The 20,679-nt window shown below is 41.2% G+C and carries 15 protein-coding genes; 1 reads left to right on the top strand and 14 read right to left on the bottom strand.

Annotated features, from left to right (window positions below; translation table 11 throughout):
• Window positions 1–63 precede the first annotated feature (63 nt).
• The 11 genes from FWE37_00960 to FWE37_00910 form a co-directional block, all read right to left on the bottom strand.
• Window positions 64–2,484 carry a glycogen/starch/alpha-glucan phosphorylase gene (locus FWE37_00960; protein ID MCL2519561.1) on the bottom strand — a complete coding sequence of 807 codons (2,421 nt, stop codon included), beginning with the start codon at window positions 2,482–2,484 and terminating at the stop codon, window positions 64–66.
• A gap of 16 nt (window positions 2,485–2,500) precedes the next feature.
• On the bottom strand, window positions 2,501–3,496 hold the full coding sequence (gene trpS / locus FWE37_00955) for a tryptophan--tRNA ligase (protein MCL2519560.1): 996 nt from the start codon (window positions 3,494–3,496) through the stop codon (window positions 2,501–2,503).
• Window positions 3,497–3,596: 100 nt separating this feature from the next.
• Window positions 3,597–5,783 carry a patatin-like phospholipase family protein gene (locus tag FWE37_00950; GenBank protein ID MCL2519559.1) on the bottom strand — a complete coding sequence of 729 codons (2,187 nt, stop codon included), beginning with the start codon at window positions 5,781–5,783 and terminating at the stop codon, window positions 3,597–3,599.
• A gap of 23 nt (window positions 5,784–5,806) precedes the next feature.
• Complete coding sequence (locus FWE37_00945) at window positions 5,807–6,223, bottom strand: hypothetical protein (GenBank protein MCL2519558.1); 417 nt, start codon at window positions 6,221–6,223, stop codon at window positions 5,807–5,809.
• Window positions 6,213–6,644, bottom strand: coding sequence for a flagellar export chaperone FliS (gene fliS, locus FWE37_00940; protein MCL2519557.1), 432 nt, complete (start codon window positions 6,642–6,644; stop codon window positions 6,213–6,215). Before fliS ends, FWE37_00945 begins: the two co-directional genes overlap by 11 nt.
• 65 nt (window positions 6,645–6,709) lie before the next feature.
• Window positions 6,710–7,138: a response regulator gene (locus FWE37_00935; GenBank protein MCL2519556.1), complete on the bottom strand. Its 429-nt coding sequence runs from the start codon at window positions 7,136–7,138 to the stop codon at window positions 6,710–6,712.
• A gap of 5 nt (window positions 7,139–7,143) precedes the next feature.
• Window positions 7,144–7,608: a chemotaxis protein CheX gene (locus tag FWE37_00930; protein MCL2519555.1), complete on the bottom strand. Its 465-nt coding sequence runs from the start codon at window positions 7,606–7,608 to the stop codon at window positions 7,144–7,146.
• A 26-nt stretch (window positions 7,609–7,634) separates the two neighbouring features.
• Window positions 7,635–9,326: a chemotaxis protein CheW gene (locus FWE37_00925; GenBank protein ID MCL2519554.1), complete on the bottom strand. Its 1,692-nt coding sequence runs from the start codon at window positions 9,324–9,326 to the stop codon at window positions 7,635–7,637.
• A 13-nt stretch (window positions 9,327–9,339) separates the two neighbouring features.
• Window positions 9,340–11,787 (bottom strand): chemotaxis protein CheA, encoded by a 2,448-nt coding sequence (locus FWE37_00920; GenBank protein ID MCL2519553.1) that lies wholly within the window; start codon window positions 11,785–11,787, stop codon window positions 9,340–9,342.
• Between the two features lie 75 nt (window positions 11,788–11,862).
• Entirely contained in the window at window positions 11,863–14,013 is a 2,151-nt protein-coding gene (locus FWE37_00915) for a methyl-accepting chemotaxis protein (GenBank protein MCL2519552.1), read from the bottom strand.
• Between the two features lie 57 nt (window positions 14,014–14,070).
• Complete coding sequence (locus tag FWE37_00910) at window positions 14,071–14,676, bottom strand: thiamine diphosphokinase (GenBank protein ID MCL2519551.1); 606 nt, start codon at window positions 14,674–14,676, stop codon at window positions 14,071–14,073.
• A 25-nt stretch (window positions 14,677–14,701) separates the two neighbouring features.
• Between FWE37_00910 and FWE37_00905 the strand changes: the two genes are divergently transcribed.
• Window positions 14,702–15,898, top strand: coding sequence for a hypothetical protein (locus FWE37_00905; protein ID MCL2519550.1), 1,197 nt, complete (start codon window positions 14,702–14,704; stop codon window positions 15,896–15,898).
• A 56-nt stretch (window positions 15,899–15,954) separates the two neighbouring features.
• Here the strand turns inward: FWE37_00905 and FWE37_00900 are convergent, their stop codons facing one another.
• The 3 genes from FWE37_00900 to FWE37_00890 form a co-directional block, all read right to left on the bottom strand.
• On the bottom strand, window positions 15,955–16,239 hold the full coding sequence (locus FWE37_00900; GenBank protein MCL2519549.1) for a hypothetical protein: 285 nt from the start codon (window positions 16,237–16,239) through the stop codon (window positions 15,955–15,957).
• 66 nt (window positions 16,240–16,305) lie between these two features.
• Window positions 16,306–18,444 (bottom strand): hypothetical protein, encoded by a 2,139-nt coding sequence (locus FWE37_00895; GenBank protein ID MCL2519548.1) that lies wholly within the window; start codon window positions 18,442–18,444, stop codon window positions 16,306–16,308.
• On the bottom strand, window positions 18,428–20,227 hold the full coding sequence (locus tag FWE37_00890) for a DUF5312 domain-containing protein (GenBank protein MCL2519547.1): 1,800 nt from the start codon (window positions 20,225–20,227) through the stop codon (window positions 18,428–18,430). Before FWE37_00890 ends, FWE37_00895 begins: the two co-directional genes overlap by 17 nt.
• Window positions 20,228–20,679: the final 452 nt, after the last annotated feature.

Raw genomic sequence — 20,679 nt, 5'->3', positions numbered from 1 at the left:
GGTTCAATTAATAAATCGTTTTAAAAAAGCCTCTGCTAAAACACAGAGGCTGCCTATAAACACTTACTTAAATGGTTTTATATTCCAAATTTCGCTGGCATATTCCTTAACTGTACGGTCGCTACTAAATTTACCGGCGCTAGCCACATTTAAAAAGGCCCGGCGCGCCCATTCGTCTTGGTTACGGAACAGGCTATCCACCGTTTTTTGGGCGCTAACATAGCTTCTAAAATCTTTTAATATCATATAATAGTCGGCCGGGCTGCCATTAACGCCATGCACTAAGCTGTTGTAAAGCTCCCTAAAATCGCCATTAACGGTTAAAGGGCCGCTCACCAGCATATCAAGGATTTGCGCCAGCTCGGCATCTTTAGCCAGCAGCTCGCCTACCGAGTAGCTGGCTCGTACCGCCGTTACTTCATCGGACGAAAGGCCAAAGATAAAGGCATTTTCGGCGCCGGCTTCTTCCACAATTTCTACATTAGCGCCGTCCATTGTGCCTAAAGTAATGGCGCCGTTTAGCATAAACTTCATGTTACCGGTACCGCTGGCCTCATAGCCAGCGGTGGAGATTTGCTCGCTAATATCGCTGGCGGGGAAGATTTTTTCGGCCAAACTCACTCGGTAATTAGCCAAAAAGACAACTTTAAGTTTATCATTCAAGCTGGTATCATTATTAATAACCGCACCTAAAGTGTTAATTAATTTAATAATAAGTTTAGCTTGTTTGTAGGTACTGGCTGCCTTCCCGCTAAAAATAAAGGTGCGCGGCACTATATCTAGGTTAGGGTTAGCCTTTAGCTCGCGGTACAGATAAATAACATACAAAGCCGCTAATAATTGACGTTTATATTCGTGTATACGTTTAACTTGTACATCAAAGATAGAATCTAGTCTAACACTTACACCGTTATTAGCTAAAATATAATTAGCTAATTTTTGTTTGTTACGGCGTTTTATTTGCATAAATTCGCTTAGCACATCATCTTTAGCGGCTAAAGGTTTTAATTTGGTTAATTCGTCAAGGTTGGTTATCCAGCCTTCACCTATTTTACTGCTAATAAAACTTGCCAGCTCGGGGTTGGCTTTAAGCAGCCAGCGGCGTTGGGTAACGCCATTGGTTTTGTTATTAAATTTATCGGGGAAAAGCTGATACCAATCGCGCAAAACTTTATCTTTTAAAATTTGAGTGTGCAAAGCCGCTACGCCATTAACGCTATGGCTGCCCACAATGGCTAAAAAAGCCATTTTAACTTTACCATCACCAATGATGGACATACTGCCTTGCTTGTGCCAATTATTAGGGTATTCGCTGCGCAAATAACCTAAAAAGCGGCGGTTAATTTCTTCGATAATTTGATAGTGGTGCGGCATTAAAGCGGCAAAAATATCGATAGGCCACATCTCTAAGGCTTCGGCCAACACGGTGTGGTTGGTGTAGGCGCAGCATTTAATGGTTATTTGCCACGCTTCGTCCCAGCCTAAGCCTTCTTCATCTACGAGCAAACGCATAAGCTCGGCTACGGCGATGGCGGGGTGCGTATCGTTCATTTGTACGCTAACGGCTTCGGGTAGTTTTTTAATATCGTTACCCCATATTTCTTTGTAACGTACAATTATATCTTGAAGCGAGGCCGAAACAAAAAAGTATTGCTGTCTTAAGCGCAAAGTTTTGCCGCTGGGGCCGCTATCGCCGGGATAAAGCACGCGACTAATATCTTCGGCTCGGTTTTCTTTTTCTACAGCCTTGGTGTAATGTTCGTTCTGAAACAAATTTAAATCGAAGCCATCGGGGCTGCTGGCTTGCCATAACCTTAAGGTGAGCACGGTATCGGTTTTGTAGCCAATTACAGGTATATCGTAGGGAGTGGCTACCACTTCTTCGGCCCCTTCAATACTGTATATATTGTCGCCGTTTTTATTTTGACTAACTTTTACATGGCCGCCAAATTTAACTTTAACGGCTTTGTCATCGCGTTTAACACCAACGGGGTCGCCGTTTCTTAGCCAATTATCGGGCAATTCTATCTGCTCGTTATTAACAATTTTTTGCTCAAACATACCAAAACGGTAACGTATACCGTAACCCATTACCGGTAAGTTGTGGGTGGCCATACTATCTAAAAAACAGGCAGCCAAACGGCCAAGCCCGCCGTTACCTAACCCGGCATCGGCCTCTACTTCTTCTAGGGTGTTATAATCGATGTTAATAGTCTTTAAGGATTCACTTAAAACCTTTTCTTCGCCCAAGTTAATGAGGGTGTTACCTAACCAGCGGCCCATTAAAAATTCGGCAGAAAAATAGTAGGCCATCTTTACTTTATTACGGTAAAGCAAGTTTTTAGTAGCTAACCATTTACGCCATAATTCGCTTAAAGCTTTGCGGCTTATAGCAAATTGTAGCTGTTCGTTAGTAGCTTTACCTAAAGTTTTAAAGTAGTCGTACTCAATGCGATTTTCAAGGTCTTTTATCCATTTATTCATCGTTGTTGCCTCCTTTTTAATCTATGCCAATGGCTTTGCGTAGCTGTTTTAGTTTATTTGTAGCTAAAGAGCGCGCTTTAACGGCCCCTTGCTGTAAGTGTGTTTCTACTAAGTGAGGGTTTTGTATATAATTATTAAAAAGCTCGCGCTTAGCGGCAAATTCGCGCTCTATAACTTCGTATAAAGCCGCTTTAGCCTCGCCCCAACCCATACCGCCGGCCCGGTAACGGCTAGCCAAGCCGGCTACCTCACTTTCACCGGCAAATAGACGGTACAAAGTAAAGATGGTACAGCCTTCCGGTTCTTTAGGTTCGTGCACCTCTTGACTGTTGGTTTTAATACTGTTAATAATTTTTTTAAGACGTTTACTTTCGGCAAATAACGGGATTACATTATTATAACTTTTGCTCATTTTGCGGCCGTCTAACCCTACAATAGTTTGCCCTTCCGGCGTTAAGTAAGGTTCTGGGACGGTAAATAACTCTTTACCATAAAGGTGATTAATACTTTGCGCAATATCGGCAGCAATTTCTACATGCTGCTGTTGGTCGTGGCCAACCGGTACCAAGTTGCTGTCAAAAAGTAAAATATCGGCGGCCATTAAAACCGGATAACTATACAGCCCCATATTAATGTGGTGGTCATCGGCTTCGTGGTTGGCCCGGTTGTTATCAACGGCGGCTTTATAAGCATGCGCACGGTTTAACAGGCCTTTGGCCGTAAAGTTAGTTAAGATGGTGTTAAGCTCAAAGGTTTCCGGCACATCACTTTGGCGGTAAAAAATAACCTCATCGGGGTTAAGGCCGCAGGCCAGCCAAGTGGCGGCCACGTTAAGCGATTGCCGGCGCAAATTCTCTGCGTTGTGTTCTGTATTAAGGGCGTGATAATCGGCCACAAAATAGCTGGCCTTGTACTTTTTGGCCAGCTCTATGGCTGGTTTAATGGCCCCTAAGTAGTTGCCAATGTGCACTTCGCCGGTAGGTTTTATGCCGGTAATAACTGTTTTGTTCATTTAAATTGACACCTTACTTAAATAACTTTAGTATAACATAAAAAAACTAACTTTAGCAAGAGGTGCATTAATTTTTTTATAGCTTAATTTAGCCAATAATTTAAAAAGAGCTGCCGATAACGATAGTTATATAGGGGCGGTTACGGTTAATGTTCCAGTAAAGCCCTTGCTCAAGGCGAACTATGGTAAAATCTATAGCTATTTTTAGGCCGGCGGTTTGGTACAAATTTTGCTCGTTAAACAAATTATAATCGGGGCTGTTTAAACTGATAAAAGCGGCATTCCATTTAGCTATAATATGCAGGCGCGAGAGCATAGTATACATTAAGCCGGCGTTAAAACTTAAAGCCGATAGCCCGTAAGCGGTGCCTATCTCAAAACCCGGCATAGTTAGCAGGTTATTACGGCCGGTCATACCGCCCAGTACAAAAATTAAAGGCAAAGCGGCTGCCTCATCGCCAAACAGCATACCGCCGCTGCTGCCCAAAGTAAACGAAAGCTCGCCGTGCAGCGGTAAACGGCGGTTAAGGGCTGCAAAAGGAATGTTATAACGCATTAAATAATCTAGCCGGATAAACTCGCCGCTTTCGTTAAAGGGAGCTAACCCGATGTAACTATGAGCGCTAAACTTTAAGCCCGAGCGCGGGTAGTGAGCATTGTTTTCGGTATCGATATGAAAACTAAAGATAAGGGCCGAAAGATTACCTTGTACATCAAAAAAATTTTTTTCGATAAACGGTGTTTGTACGTGGCCGGTAGAAAAATGTCCTAAACGATAGGCGGCCTCTAAACGGCTGATAGAAGAAATATTAACGGCTAGCCCTAAATTAATATGGTAATCATTAAGTTCGCTTCTTAAGGGGACAATATCGTTGGCCGGCCTAACCGGCAGCGGCCTAAGACTATCGTTTATATACCACGTGCTAAAAAGCTCCAGCCAATGCAGCTGGCCATACACAAGGCCGAAGTAGCCCACATTTTTAAAACCGTTTTGATAAAGCAAGCTGGTTTGGCCGTTCATTAGCCAGCTGCCGGCAGATAACCAACCAAGCGAAAAGCCGGCGCTTAAACTAAAATCGGAATCGTAACGTAAATTTATGCCTACACGATAAGGTAAATTTTCTTCTAAAGTAATAATTAAGGTGGTACCGCTATAGTTAAAGCGAGCGCGTTTAAAGTGGCCGTTAAAGCTAAGGCGGCGCATAGCCGGCCATAAGGTATCTAACTCTATATAAGCTGGGGCGCTAATATTTAAGTAGCTTAAAACTAAGGCGGTAGCCGTTGTGCCGTCTATCTCGATGTTTTCTATTAAAACCGGTTCATTGTATATGCGCGGCGCAAGGACAAATTGATTATCCGGCTGCGCCAACGGTAGCAGTTGCTCGATGGCCAGCAAAGCGGCGCGTTCGCCCTCAAAGATAAGTTCGCGTGCCCGGCCAAAACTGTATAACTCAAAATCGCTTAAATCGGGCATAATAACCACATTAGCTAAGGCACGCTGGGCTAAATTTATTTCGTTAGCTTGGCTTAACAGCAACTCGGCTAAACTGGTAAAAATGCTGGGGTTGCCGGTATCGGGAAAGCGCGGGTTTAAATCGATGGCAATTACAATATCGGCCCCTAAAGCAAAGGCGTCTTCTACCGGTAAGTTACGGGTAAGGCCGCCATCGCTTAAAATTATACCGTTGTGCCTAACCGGTGTAAAGATGGTAGGGAAGGCCATACTGGCACGCAAAGCCACGCTTAACGGGCCGTCGGTTAAGCGCACCGCCTCGCCGGTTTGTAAATTGGTGGTGATGGCGGCAAAAGCGCGTGGAAATTCGGTAAAACTATTAAAACGGCCGCTGGGCCAACTGTAATAATCGAAGAGACTCTCCAGCTCGATAGCTTCCGAAAGGCCGCTGAATCTTTGGCCGGCTCGATTATAGCCAAAAGAGAGAGACAGCGGCGAGTTAAAGTTGTAAAGTTTGGTGGCCATATCCTGAAAACGGCGGTGCAAAGTGTCATCTAAAATACGGGTAAAATCTATTTCGTTTACCACAATGTGTTCTATTTCGGCGGCGGTATAGCCTAAAGCATACAAAGCCCCAATTAACGAGCCAATACTGGTACCGGTTACAATATCGATGGGGATATTGTAAGCTTCCAGCACTTTAAGTACACCAATATGGCTTAAACCCAAAGCCGCCCCGCCACCCAAAGCTAGGCCAATACGCGGCCTATCTTGCGCTAAAATATTAAGCGGCAATAAAAATAGAAGAGATATAACTATTATTAGCTTTTTCATGGCTATTATTAATAATAATTAATTTAGCCTTCAATGTCTAGTATAAAGGGGGTGTTATGTTTTAAATTTTTTTTATAAGCCTTATTGCCTTGCGTTTTGCTGTTATTAAGTAAGGCTTTTACTTCGGCTGCCCGCCCTTTAAAAAGAGCCGCAAGCTCTTCGCATAATTTAAGATTAAGCCGGTAAAGGCTATCGCTTTCTTTAATTAAATTTTGGTAATGGGGGCTAAAAGGGCCGTTAAATTGCCCTTCGGCAGTGTCGATAAGTTTTTTAAGGTTTAGTACATCATCTAACAACACGCTGTGGTTATCCAGCAGTTCCTCGCTTAACTGGCCGTTAATGATAAGCCGGTTAAGCTCTTCATTGATAGCCTTAAAATTAATTAATTGCTTATTAAGTTTAAGGCGATATTTAACTAAGGTAGCGGTGCTAACCGGCAATATTAATGGCCTCTTGTTTAGGGTCGCTCTTGTTGCTGTCTATAGCGTTCCAAGCTTCACGCAAATCGTTTACCATTTGGCGTACATCTACTAAATTGCCAACTTTTTTAGCCAAGTTAGCTTCGGTAAGCTCTACATTAAAATATTGATAGATATGAAAGAGGTTTGGGGCAATATCGCCGCCTTTTTCAAAATCTAGGCTCGACATAAGTTCGCCGATAATGCTCTGAGCTTTGTTAATAGCCGTGTTAATAACTTCGTAATCTTTTACATTAACGCCTTGCTCGCAGCACTCAATTACTAAATCGATTTGCTTAAGCATTTCATCGTAAAGCATTACAATTAAACGAGCCTGACTAGCTGTTTTAACCCTAGTTTCTTTATAGGCATTAAAGGCCCCTGCATTCAGTTTATTGTACATTGTTAAAAATAGTTCTCCCGTTTTTAAATTATCGGTGCTTTATGCTAAGGCATTAGCTTTATTTTTTAGTTACGTACTACGCTTACCACGCGCTCCAATACCTTTTTACGGTCTAGCGGTTTAACAATATAGTTTTTGGCCCCTAACATTAACGATTTTTTTACCAAATCTTGCCGCCCTAAAGCGCTTATCATAACAATTTTAGCGTTAGGGTCAAACTCGATAATTTTTTCTAGGGCGGTAACGCCGTCCATTTTAGGCATGGTAATGTCCATCGTTACTAAATCTATTTTAGATTGCAGTATTTTATATTGCTCTACGGCAGCTTCGCCATCACCTACGGTGGCCACTACCTCAAAACCTTCACTGCTTAAAATTTGGCCAATTTGTTTGGCTACAAACATAGAGTCGTCAACTATCATTACCCGATAAGATGAACCATCAGATTTAAGCCCTTGCGGCTCTTTTGTTGCTATTCCCGGTATTTCATTCATTTAAATTACCCCCTTTCCTTTATGGCCACATTAACTTCAACTTTACCCAGCGGCATTTCCAGCGGTACAATTAAAGCTTCTATCCCGGCATCATGAATTTTAGTACCTTCGCCTGTAATAATAGCAGGCGGTGTAATATCAAATTTAAAGCCCATTTCGTGCAGGCGTGATACAGCTCGGCCGGTAATAATATTAGCCAGCTCGGTAATGGTGGCTTGTACTAAATCGTCCACTACCGTTAGCTCTTCAAAGTTCATGGCGCTGGCAATAGCTAAGGCTGTACTCGTTTTCATATCTAAAATAACCCGCCCCTCTACGCTGCCGGCTAAGCCGACGATGGTAGCTACCCCTAAAATGCTTTGCGTTTTACCTTTTAAGTATAAATCACCTCGCTTTATTTCGCAACCTAATATTTCGTGCATTACCGAAAAGGCCGATTCTACAAAAGGGTTGATATAGTCAATTCGCATAATTTCTCCTGTTAAATTGTGTTAGGTTATATTTTTTGGTAAGCCGATAGGCTGCTGTCTAACCGCTGCCAGCTATCGCTATTTATAACTTCGTTATCGCCAACAATTAAAATAACACCTTTAGCTGCCAGCCGGGTTATTTCGTCCAATAATTTTTGTTGCTGCTCAGCCTCTAAGAACGAGAGCACATCACGCACCACTACTAAGTTAAGACCGGGTGGTTTGTGAGCATGGTTAATATCGTGGTACTCAAAAATAATCATATTTTTGAGTTCGTTACTAAATTGCCAGCTGCCGCCGGCTTCGCTTAAATAAGGCCGGTAAAGAGGTGATATATCGGTGGGTTCTGGTACCGTTAAGCTGGTAGCCGAGGCCACTTTGAGTAAATCTTTATCTTGGGCTACCACTTTTATTTTATCGTTTTTTTGCAAAGCCGCTACCGCCACCGAATAACTTTCGTAACCACCGGCACAGCCGATATTCCAAATATAAAAGATATTACCTTTATTGTTAGGGTTGACGGAAGATATATCAAAAACATCGGCCGCTTCATCGGGCAGCAGGCTAATTAATTCGTTAAGCAAAAGGTCGTCCCATAAACTTTCGCTACAGCGCGAATAAAAAGTATTTAAAAAATCGGCAGCCTCTTCGCTGCTGCTCATATTTAAAGCTGCCGCTCCCAGCTGATGGTTGTACTCGGCCACACGTTCGGTAAACCAGTTTTCATTAACATCATTAATATAAATTCCGCTTAGATTATGAAGCTGCTCTTTTAATTGCTCAGTATTAAGCTGCGCCGCCGCCGCCATCGGGTCTATGCCTTCTGTGTTTAAAGCTAAAAGGCGGCTTTTATCGGCCTCATCGGGTAAATCTTGGTTAGGCAATGGCTCTAACAGTTCGGCCAGCTCATCTTTAGAGAGCGGGGTAGGTACTTCTTCTTCTATAACTTCGGCGGCGGCCGGCGGCTGATAGGGCACTATCTCCTCGTAAACCGGCGGTGCGCTAATTACCTGCTGACGCTGGACAGCGGCTGTGGTTTGCGGGGCTACGGCGGCGGCCGGTGTGCCTTCGGCGGTTTTTTCGCTATCGTATTTACCAAAGATTTTATCAATATCTAAAATAATGTAAAGTTTTTCTTCTTTTTCGACAATCCCATAAATATATTGAATATTAACATCGGCAAAAAGCGGGTGAGCCTGTTGAATAGTGCCCGAATCGACATTGATTACTTTACTAATACTATCCACAATAATACCTAAAGTAGTTTCGCCGATACGCGCGATTAAAATATTTTCCAGCTGGGCATTGCCCGCATTTTCTTTGCGCCGCCAGCCGGCGTTATTAATTTTTTCATTTTTGGCTAATTCATTGAGGGCCTTTTCTTTTTCTAATTCGCTTTGGGCAAAAGCTACCGGGCAGGTTTCGCATTGTTTTTCTTCGACGGGGCAATTCCGGCAAATTAATTCTTCGGCCGGTTTTTCGGCCTTACTTTTAACGGCAATACCAAAAAAAGTGCGTAAATCTACCACGCTAATAATTTCGCCGCGCAAGTTGTAAACGCCGCGTACATAATCGGGGGCATTAGGGATATAAGTAAAGCGGTTTCCTTTTTGAATTTCTTTAATACTTAAAATATTAATGCCGTAATCTCTGTCGCCCAGCGAAAAAGTTACCATTTTATAATCAAGGTTTATTAAGTTTTCTTTGTTATTTGCCATTATACCGCTCATATTATACCTCATTTAAAGCTAAACTTTGGCGGTTATCAGTACGCATTTCTAGCTCTTTTTGATAGCCTAAAGTCAACAGCTCGGCCACATCGATGATTAGGCTTACCGTACCATCACCTAAGATGGTAGCGCCGGCTATGCCTTTACTGGCGGCATACTGGTCTTTTAAGGGTTTAATAACCACATCTTCTTCGCCAATAAGCGAATCTACCATTAAGCCAACTTTTTTATCTTCTGTGCCTACTACTACAATAAAATTATGTTCTTGGTCGGGGTCGGCCGTAATACCAAAAATTTTACTTAAACGCAAGATAGATACCACATCTTCGCGCACATTAAATACCTCAAAGTTATCCAGCTGGTTAATCTCGCTGGGTTTAATCCTAAAACTCTCCAGCACGTTGACAATAGGGATAGCAAAAATGTTTTTGGCTACCCGCACCATTAAGCCCTGAATAATAGCTAAAGTTAAAGGCAGTTTAATAGTAAAAGTGGTGCCGTGCCCCAGCTCGCTCCAAATACTAATCTCGCCGTTTAAGCCCTCTATCGAGCGCTTTACTACATCAAGCCCCACACCGCGCCCCGAAACATTGGTAATTTGTTTGGCGGTGCTAAAACCGGGCTCCATCATTAAGTTAAAGGCCTCTTGGTTACTTAAAACTTTATCTTCTTTAATAATGCCGCGCTCAATGGCTTTGGCTTTAATGGCATTAACATCGATGCCATTACCATCATCGGTAATTTCGATGATAACGGTATTACCCTGATTACTGGCCTTTAAAATTAAATTGCCTTCGCGGCTTTTGCCGCGCCGCTCGCGCACATCGGGCAGCTCGATACCGTGGTCCATACTGTTGCGTACGCAGTGCATTAAAGGGTCGGTTAATTTTTCGGCTACGGTTTTGTCCATTTCGGTTTCACCGCCAATAATTTCGAGGTGCACCTCTTTATTGAGGCTACGCGAAAGGTCGCGCACCAATTTAGGAAAACGTTTAAAGGTTTTATCTACCGGCACCATGCGCACTTTAAGCACACTTTCGTGCAGTTCGTTGGTGGTGCGGCCTAAATCGGTGGCCACTCCTTTAATTTTACCCTCTACGCCGCGCAATTCGGCTTCAAACCCTAACAGGGCAAAGAAAATATCCTGAAAAGAGTTGGTTACCGATTTACGCACATCTTTAATGGTAAATTCGCCGCTGTTCATATTGGTAATTAAATCGGGCAAATTATCGATAAATTTCTTTAAAGCCATATTATAGGTGCTTTTTACATATTGAAAGCTGGCTACATTATTGTTTAATTGCCCTAAAACTTGGTTAAACGCTCCTTTGGTAATAACAATTTCGGAGACCAAATTTAAAAGCACATCGATACGTTTAGAATCCACATTAAGCATTTGCGTGGTTTCTACTTTAGTAGAGCCGGCGGCCGGAGCCCGCCGGGCCAACTGCTCTTCTTCGTTAAGCGGCAGGTTGGCTATACCAGAGTCGTTTACTTCGTTCGTTACGGCCGGAGCGGCAGCTATCGGTTGCGGCGGCGGTGTTGCTGCCGGTGGTTCACTGATGGCCGGCGGAGCAGCTACAGCGGGTTGAGCGGGAACAGCCGAGCCTACTATTTGAAGTTGGCTGACATTACTTACCGCTATTGATAGGGTAGCATCGGAGATAGAGCCTTTAGCCTCAATCTCGTTAAGCGGGTTGCTGCTGGCGATATAATAATCGACAAAAGGAAAAAAGTTATCTTCGTAAAGTTTATCAAAATCGGGGAAGGTCCGCAGCACTTGGCTTATCGTTTTAAGACTGGCAAATACTTGGATACCGCCTACCGAGTTCATGGGGTTAGCTTCGTCAAATTCTACACGCACACGATATAAAGTAGCGCCGGAGGGAAGGGCCGCCTGCATTTCTTCTATATCATCTTGGGTAAGCTCGGCCGAAGGGCCGTTGTTGGCCACTAAACTGCCGTCAATTTGACTTTCATCGGCGGGTTGCGGAACGGCGGCGGCGGTTTGAGCAGGAGCAACGGGGGCTGCTGCCGGCGGCGCGGAAGGCACGGTGCTGCCGGCGGTAAGGCCTTTTAAGATAGTTTTAAGGTCGCTAACATCTTGGTTATAAATGCTGCCGTTTTTACGCTCTTCCAGCATTGCCTTAATAACATCGAGGGCCTCGAGCAACGCATCGATAGTAGCGGTAATAATGGTAACTTTGTTGGCCCTTATGGCATCGAGTAAATCTTCTACTATATGGGTAAACTCGGCCAGTTCGGTCATTTGTACCGTAGCTGCTCCGCCCTTTAGCGTATGGGCAGCCCTAAATATTTCGTCGATAGCATCGCTGTCGCTTTTATCATTTTCAATAGCTAAAATATTATGTTCTAAAATTTCAACTTGTTGCTCTGCTTCAAGATAAAAATCTTTTAAAAGCTCATCACTATCAAAATAATCGCTCATTTTTTACCTTACTTACCATTACCTTTTTAAATTGCCGCCGCTTTTTAAGGCCGCGCAATCGCTAACTTATAAGGGTTAAACCTTAAATCCATTAAGTTCTTCGTTAATTTGTTTAATCAAATTTCTGTTTTGCTGCACTTGGGCGTGGTTTTCGCTAAAGAGGCTGCTTAAGGTAACCGTTTCGTCGGCTACCGTATTAATAGCGGCATTAATAGCTACGGCAGTTTCTTTTAAAGAAGCCATACTGTCTTTAATTATATCTTGATTGCCGCTAATATCGCCCGAAGTTTCTTTTACATCGATAGATAATTTATTCATTTCTTCTATGGCTACCAACACTTCTTTACTGCCTTCGTTTTGTTCGGTCATCGCCGCTCCAATTTGCAGCTGTATATCGTTAAGGTTGTTAATGCGGCCTAAAACAATACTAAAAGAGTTTTGGGCTTCTTCATTACCGTTGGTTACCCTATCTACACTTTCTTTAATGCGTAATAAATTTGTGCCGGTATCGATGGCACGCTCGGCACTTTCTTCGGCTAAGCGGCGAATTTCTTCGGCAACTACGGCAAAACCTTTACCAGCCTCGCCGGCATGGGCAGCTTCGATAGCGGCGTTCATGGCCAGCAAGTTGGTTTGGCTGGCAATACTTTGGATAGCCTCGTTGGCTTCTTGCAACGATTCCGATTGGGTAGATACTTCGTGAATTTGCTCACTCATTGCTAGTAGCAGGTCACGGCCTAAGCTGCTGGCCTCTTTTAGATGGTTAAAGCCATCGTTAAGTTTTTTAATATTACCGGTTATCGAGCCAATGTTGGCAATCATTTCTTTAACGGCGGCCGAACTTTGGGTAAGGCTGGTTACTTGGCTTTCTATTTGCTCGGTAAGTTTATCGCTTAAACCGTTTAGCTCGGTAATACTGATTTCTACGGTTTCAATTCCCTTTTGGGCATCTACCATAATGCGTTTTTCTTCATTAATGCTGTCATTAATGTTGTTTTTACTATCAAGCATACTATTAAAACCATCTTCCATCACGTTACTGCCGGAGGTTAAGTGGTCCGACACTTCCTTAAGGTGTTTAATTGTGCCGGCTAAATCGTTGTTCATCTTTATTAAAGAGCGTAAAATACCTTTAGGGTTTTTAGGAAAAGATTCTTCTTGTTCGGAGGTAATAACTAAATTCTTATCGATTATTTCATCGATAGCTCCTAAAATAAAAGTTGGTTCGCCGCCCAGTACTCTGTCTATGTTTAAAAAATAACCCACAAAGAGTAAGGCCAGCAGGACTAAAACCATAACAATACCAACCCTTATCACATCAAAAATACCAGCCATAGCGGGCTCTAAAATTTCGTTGCGGTCTTGTATTACAATGGTGCGCCATAAAGGTAGGTTAATACCAAAGTTAGCCGAGCTAGTCATGGGGTTGATGTTGGCGGTATAGTAACTAAATAAAATACCATTGCCATCAAAGGCATTGGTAACCACGCCGCTGCCGGTCATTTCGGTTAAATAAGGCAGTAAAAAGCTATGGTTAGGGTTGCCGATTAAATCAAAATCGCGGTTGACAACTACAATATTGGTACGGGCATTTTCTACCATTATGTAGCCAGTTTGGCCAATACTGATATTTTCAAAGTTTTGCCGTAAAAAGTTATGCCAATTTACTTCTATATAGAGTACTCCGCTGCCGGTAGCGCCTTGACCCTGCCCGGTGCGTACCGGAATGGCAAACGCCGTAACAACTCGGCCTGTAAAGGCCGAAGTAAACGGTACATCGCTCATATACATATTAAAACCCATAGCGCTTTGAAACCAAGCGGCAGAAGAAACATTATTATTAAGCCCCATACCGCTGGAGGAAAGAACTACCGTACCGCTAGAGTTTACATAGTGGATAATATCTATATCGGTATAAATACCTTTGGTGGCGCTTAATAAAGCCGTTAAGTTAGCGGCGGCGGCGGGGCTGCCGGGATTTTCCATAAAGCCGCGCAGCTCGGCGCTGCGGCTTAGCTGTAACATAACGTTGGTGTAAGTGGTGGTAAAATTTTGTAAAATAGCATGGGTTGTCGCTGCCGTAGAAGCCAAACTTTTTTGCATATTTTCTTGCGAAAGGCTAATTAAACGGCCTGTCATAATAAGGACAATACAGGTGATGATGGCAATAGAGCCAATCCCTGTAGTTAGTAAGAAAGACATTTTGGTAGATATTCTTTTGGCCATACTTGTTACTCCGGCTAGCTTTTTAATACAAATTACTTTACTTTTCGACTTTTTTAGTTATAAAATTAACGGTATATTGTAAGGGCGTATTACAATTAATTTACCTTTAGCCATTTTTAGGCTAAAACGCCCGGTAGTTTGGTTGCTAATACTGCTTTGTTTAGCAAAATTAAGCCCGTTAAGAGGCCACTTTAAACCTGTACATTCGGCAATTTGGCTCTCCTCATTCCCTATCAAAGAGACAACCTCTTGGCTTTGCCAAGTAAGTTCATCGCTTACCACATTTATATGCTCGTGCGCCGTTAGCCACTGGGTAATAGGGTAGCTGTAAAGCAGCCGGTAGTTAGCCATTAAATGGTCTAGCCTGCCGCCGCTACCGCCAATTAAATATATTTGGCTAAAACCTTTACTAACGGCCAGCTGCACCGCCAGTTCGGTATCGGTATAATCTTTATTAGGCGGGTAGCTAATTATTTGTTTAGCTTTAGCGGCCGGCGCACTGTCAAAATCGCCAATGGCGTAATCAAAGGTTAAACCGTCTTCGTAGTAAAGGTAACCGCTATCGGCTGCTATTAACAAACTATTTATAGTTAATAACGGCCGGTAATGCTGCGGTAAAACCCGCTCGCCCCCTGTAAAAATTAACACATTTGTAGACATCATTTTTATTTTATCTTATAATTTAGCCATGTATAATAATATTAACGATTTTACCTTTGGTAAAGCACTCAAACCCATTAATTTAAATGGATTAACTTTAGGTTATGGCAAAATACACTTTGAGTATAACATAACTTTGGATAATTTTGAAGACGGCAACAAAAATTATTTAATTTTTGTCAAAGACGAAATGCTTAAGGTTTTAGCCCACTTACAAAATTATGATGACGGCGTTATCTTTAATTTTATATTTAAAGATATTATAATAAACAGCGATGGGCTGGTTTACTTTTTAGATTATTTAAATAACTTTAAAGCCACTTATAAGCTAAAATTTAGATTAACTTTTACAGATAATCACGATATTACCCAAAGCAGCTGGCACGAAGAGTTGTATTATTTATTTACCGAGCAGCTTTTTTTATGCAACCAAGCGGGGATAAGTTTTGTTTCTATAAACAGCTATGCTTTAAATAAACTTATTGCCGAGTCTCAAAACGAACATAGTTTAAGCAAACTTTTTTATGCCTGTGTGGTAGTTGGTTATGCCGAGAACATTTACCGTTACAATGTTTTGTTAAATTATAGTAAATTAGCCGATATGCTGGCCGGTACCAACTACCTATTGCCCAATAATTACAAAGATAACAGCATTTTTAATGCCTTAGTTATTTTGTTAATTAGTTATACCAGCTTTGGCGGTTATGTAATGGGCTGCGAAGCCCCTTTAAGCGGCGGGCTAGGCGAAGGGCTTTTAATTAAGGCCTTAACCGGTTTGCCGGCCGCTGCCGGCCCATTGAGTAACCTTAACAGCCAGTTAGCTATAACCGATTTTTTAAGCTGCCATAATTTACAGCAATTAGAAGCTAACTTACCTCATTTGTTACTGCTTAACAACACTTTAAACGAAAGTTATTTAACCAACAAAATTTTAAGCGATTTACTTACCAATAGTGATAAATTTTTAAACCCTGCCAGCTTTTTAATGTCGCGCACAATGTTATATAACTATTGTAAATTAATTAATAAACAGGATAACGGCTTTTTAATGGCTAAAAAATTGCTGGGAAAAGCTTTGCTTAGCCTTAAAAGTTGTAATTTAGCAGGTAGTCTGAAGTTAGAAGCTGGCGAAAGCCAGCTTCTTGAGCAATATTTAGACGAGTTAAAATACATGGGCGACCATAGCGAACTATTTGCTAAACGTTTTACCACTAAGAGCAAATAAACTGAAAAAGAACAAATAAACTCCCCTTACCGGTGGAGTTGTTTTTTAATATAAAACTATTGCGTTTTATCCGCCAATTTTTGTAATAAATCGTGGCCGGCTTTTTTAAGCTGTCCGGTTTTTTCGGCGCTAAAATGTTTAAGTTTGGTTAGCTCTTCGCCGCTTACATCTTTAAGCTCGGCCAGTTGTTTTTGGTTAAACGCATCAAGTTTTTGTAAAATTTCGTCTGTTTTTTGCTCTATATCGGCTTTATTTTTGCTAACACAAGCTTTTAATTGGTCTAACCCTTCTTTATAGGCTACGGTAATTTCTTCTTTAGCTTTTTTTAGGTGCTCGTTCATTAGGTTCTCCTTTATCTTTTAAAGATAAGTAAATAAAGGTTAAAGGGCAACTGTCTTTTTAGCCCGCTAATGGCTGATAACAACCGGCAAAGTTTGGCTAACTTGATGCTCTTTAGTTAAATTAAAACGCGGCGGGGCCTCTACAAAAGTATCGGCAAAAAAGGCGGTAATTTGTAAAGTAAAGTTAAGGCCGCGCTCGTGGATTAAATTTAGCTGCAAAGGCATAGGCGGGTTTTTACCAATAAAGATGGTGGCCATATTGGGGGTTTCGGCTAAGCTGCCGATAGCAATGGGGTAGTTGGCATCGATAGAGCCTAAAGCCCGGTCGGCAATTAACTCCAGCTCGATACGTGTGGGTGTACGGTTGCTATATAAATTAATTTGCGTTTGGTTACGGCCAAGTATAGGGGCGCTACTGGCCTGTAAGCTAAAGTTGGTGCTGGGAGTTAAGTTAATTAAGGCGCTGCGGCCTAAATTTACCAGTGGAAGGTGGGTGTCTTCTATGGTTATATCGATGTTGCCCAGCGGTTCGGGGCTTAATAAACGCAGGGTAGCGCGGTTAATATTTACCTCTTCTTCTAAAATAACTAAGATAGGCTGCGGCTCGCCGCGGGAGTAAGGAACATAATTATAAATTAACAAAAAAGTTACTATAACTACTAATGGTAAAAAAACAAAAGAAAAAAAGTTTTGGTAAGCCTGCCGCTTCTGCAAACTGCGCTGCTTATGATAAATACTTAAAGCCATAAGTAAATTAGGAAAAATAACTAAAGATATAAATAAATTACCCCAAATAGGCGAAAACAACAGCGGCTCGGCGATATTAAAAAACGGGGTAATAAAAAAAACGATAAAAACATAAGTTAAAGGTAAATAAGAAACAACTATTAGCAGTTCGGCTAAATTAGAGTGTTTTACACGGTTAAAAATGGCCAAAGTTACCACCATCCATAACCAAACAAGGCCGAAAGTAATGTTCCATAAGGTAAAGATAATTAAATTAATGATAACCAATAACGAAGCCGCCGAATTATAAAGACGTGGCGAGTTGGCTAAGCCTAAAAAACGTACCACCCTAAAGCTGGTGTTGGTAAAGAAAACGGCAAACCCAAGCTTAACCACCATAAACAATAAAGGCTGATGCCGCCAAAACTCGTCGCTTTGTTTAAGTAATAATAAATTTTTAATGAAAAAAGTGGCCAAAAATAAAAAGATAAATAAAAGCAAAAACAGTAATAAAAACTCGCCGCCATACTTAATGGTAGCTTTGAGGTACGAACCTACCTTAAAATGGCTAGGTTTTAATAAAGTAAGCATAATAAAAATAATGGCTAAATAAATAAAGATATAAACGGTTTCACTAATAAAAAAGTTAGCGGCTAATAGGTAGTTAATATCGCGCCGGGTGTTTACTTCGTTTAGGCTTAAATGCTGCCGGTATAAAGCTAAAGCTAAATTGGCGGCCCATTCTTCTTCATGGGCTGCTTCGGTTATATTTGCATTAAGGGCGGTGCTTAAGAGTACCGCACTATAATTTAAATTATGGTAGTTATCAATTATATGGTTATCGGTAAAAAAATTGCTGCGGATAGCAGCTAACCGGTTATTGGGTAAGGTAAAATTTAGGCCGGCATTACTTAAGGCTTGGCGGGCTAAATATAAAGCCCATAAAGGGGTAATATAGTTGCCTTGAGCGGCTAAATTAATAGGCAAGCTGGGGCTTAATAAATCGAGATAGATGACGGCACTTGTACCAAAGGGGGCATAACTTTGTAAAAATTGCCGGCTGCCTATGGGGTAAGCTGCTTGATCGCCTTTTTCAGCCCCTAAAAATAAAAAGCGTGCCCCTACCACAGGTGTTTCGCCGCCGGCCATCTCTTGCAATAAAATAAGCGCCGGCGCCAGCGAGGCCGTAGGATTGTTGAGCGGTACGGCATAAATAACTTCGTCGGCCGATAGACCGGTAATATAAATTTCGAGGTTAGCCGAGTAAGAAAAAAAGTTATCCAGCTCGGTAAAACGGCGTTCATTTACATGCAGGTTAAGGCGGTTAGCCACCGCCCTAATGACGGCCAGCGTGTAAACTTCGCCGGGAGAGCCTTCGGCACGGTTTTCGTGCGCCCTTAAACTTTGCCACTCATCTGCTGTAAGGCCATAAGCAAAAGACGATAAGATTAATAAAAATAAACTAAGAAGCTTTTTCATCGATACTTTCGTAGGCAATAAGCTCTTTACACATTTGCGTAAAATTATTTATGGTAGTTAAGTTGTTGTTAATAACCTCGCCTAACGGAAACTCGCGCGACAAGCCGGCATAAAAGCCGGTTAAGGCCATACGCACCGATTCTGTGGGCGATTTAGTTACCTTAGCAACGGTAAACCTACTAAATTCATCAAAAATAGCTAAGGCCTCTAGAAATAGTTCGTAGGCTTCGGTATCGCGCTGGTTAATAAAGGCTCTAAATAATTTGGGCGAGGCCGTTCCTTCGTTTATATCTCTTTTAAAGGTAGTTAAGCTTTGGCCGGCTTCGGTTTCGGGGGCTAAGCTGTTATCAAACCGTTTAATTTTATCCTCTACCGCACTAAATTTAATTTTAAATTCGTTTATTTTACCTTGTAAAGCTGGGGCTTTAGCTAAAACTGTGGCGCTAATTAAGTTGGTTACAATTAATAAGTTACTTTTGTACCAATCTTTTAAAAAATTGTACATAAGCATTAAACTTTTGCCATGTTTAAATTGAGGGTATTTATCTTTAGGCCAATTTTCGTCATTTAAAGATACATAGTAATTAAGGGTCGTCAACGGTTTGTTTTTAAAGATGGTTACCACCTCTTGGTCGATAAAAGCTAGCCTTAGTTCCTGTATTATATCGTTAAAATTATCAAACACCATTAACTTTAGCGAATTATTATAAAACTGTTTTAAATCGAGCCGTACGGGTTCAATCACGGTTTTATAAAGAGGATTACTTTGGTAGTAAGCAATTATATCGTTAAGGTAAACCCGGCCGTTAAATTTAGCGATACCTTTACTAAGCGTATCCAATTGCTTTATTTTTTCTTCTATTAAAGTGTGCAGTTCGTCTTCGGGATAACCTTCGCTTACGAAATAAGCCCTAAAAAGGGTAGAGGCTATCTCTTTAGTAAATTGTAAGTTGGTAGCCATAACTAAATAGTAGTTAAATTTGATGACATTATTAAAAGCCATACTGATAGGGGCGGGGTTAAAATGCGGGTGTTCGTTTTCGTTTATGCCGCTAACTTTTGTGCCGAATAAAGCAAAAATATCGTTGTAATTAAAGGTAATTAACCTTTGAACATAATAAAAAGGCAGAATATTTTTACGGATAGTTTTAAAATGCGATTCGGGTATACTATCGGTATAATTTTTAATACCGCGTAAAATAACTTTGCGTACATCGTTAATATCGTTGCTTTTAGAATAAGCCTCTAATAGCTGTTCGTTGGTGGCAAAGGTGTAAACGGTAAAACGGTTAAGGCTTTCTTCTTTGCTGCTTTGTAAAAAATTGCTTAGCACTAAATTAAGGGTGGCGTTATCGCGCCAAATTTTAATAAAGGCGGCCCTAAGCGGCCGACAAAGGTTAGATAGCTGATAAAGTTCTTTGGCAAATTTAGCGGTAAAGTTATTACTATCAAAATCGACAAAATAACCGCCTTCTTCTATATGCCGGCGTAAATTATCTAAAACGGCCTGCATAATCATTAATTGTTTATCTTTTTTTAAAAAAGTAACCTGAAAACCAATGGCTAAACGTTTAAAGAAGCGAAACTTAGCATATTCTTGCCGTAAAAACCGGTTTATTTCGGCGGCTTGGCTGGTGTTACTTACGATAGCTTTATCGCAATAAAAAGCCTTAGGGATAACCGGCTCGCTTAAACTAAGGCTTTCGCCGATTTTCTCCGAAAGGTCTTTGCGTTCTTCAACTGATATATCTTTAACTAGGTTATCAAACGAGTTTTCGTCCATAATTACTCCTACAACTACTTTAATAAATCGGCTTAAAGAGCTATTTATAGCGACCTTAGCCTATTAATTAGGTAATAACTTATTTAAGCGTCTTTGGTTTTGTTTGTTAAAACATCTTTAATATAAGCTATTTAGCCACAAAAGTAAAGATAGGTGATAAGTAGGGTAACTATCCCTTTATAGTCTCAACAGTATTTATAGATGGCTAGCTAGTCTAGCAATTTTATCCTATCAAACCAACCTTAAAAAATATCAAAAAAATTAAACTTTCTCCTCAAGTGAAAAAACAGTAACCCATAATTGAGTAGTGGTAACTGAAAGATGAAAGGTGAAAGGTGAAAGGTGAAAGATGAAAATTAAGAATTAAAAAGCTATCCACTTTCAGTTTTCACCTTTCAGTTATCAATTATTTACATTTAAGGAGTAAAAAATGTTAGATACCACAGGGTTAT

The organism is Spirochaetaceae bacterium, assembly GCA_009784515.1.
In the GTDB taxonomy this organism is placed as follows: Bacteria; Spirochaetota; Spirochaetia; order WRBN01; family WRBN01; genus WRBN01.
The sequence above is the reverse complement of the archived record's forward strand: the minus strand, read 5'-3'. Positions and strand labels throughout refer to the sequence as shown.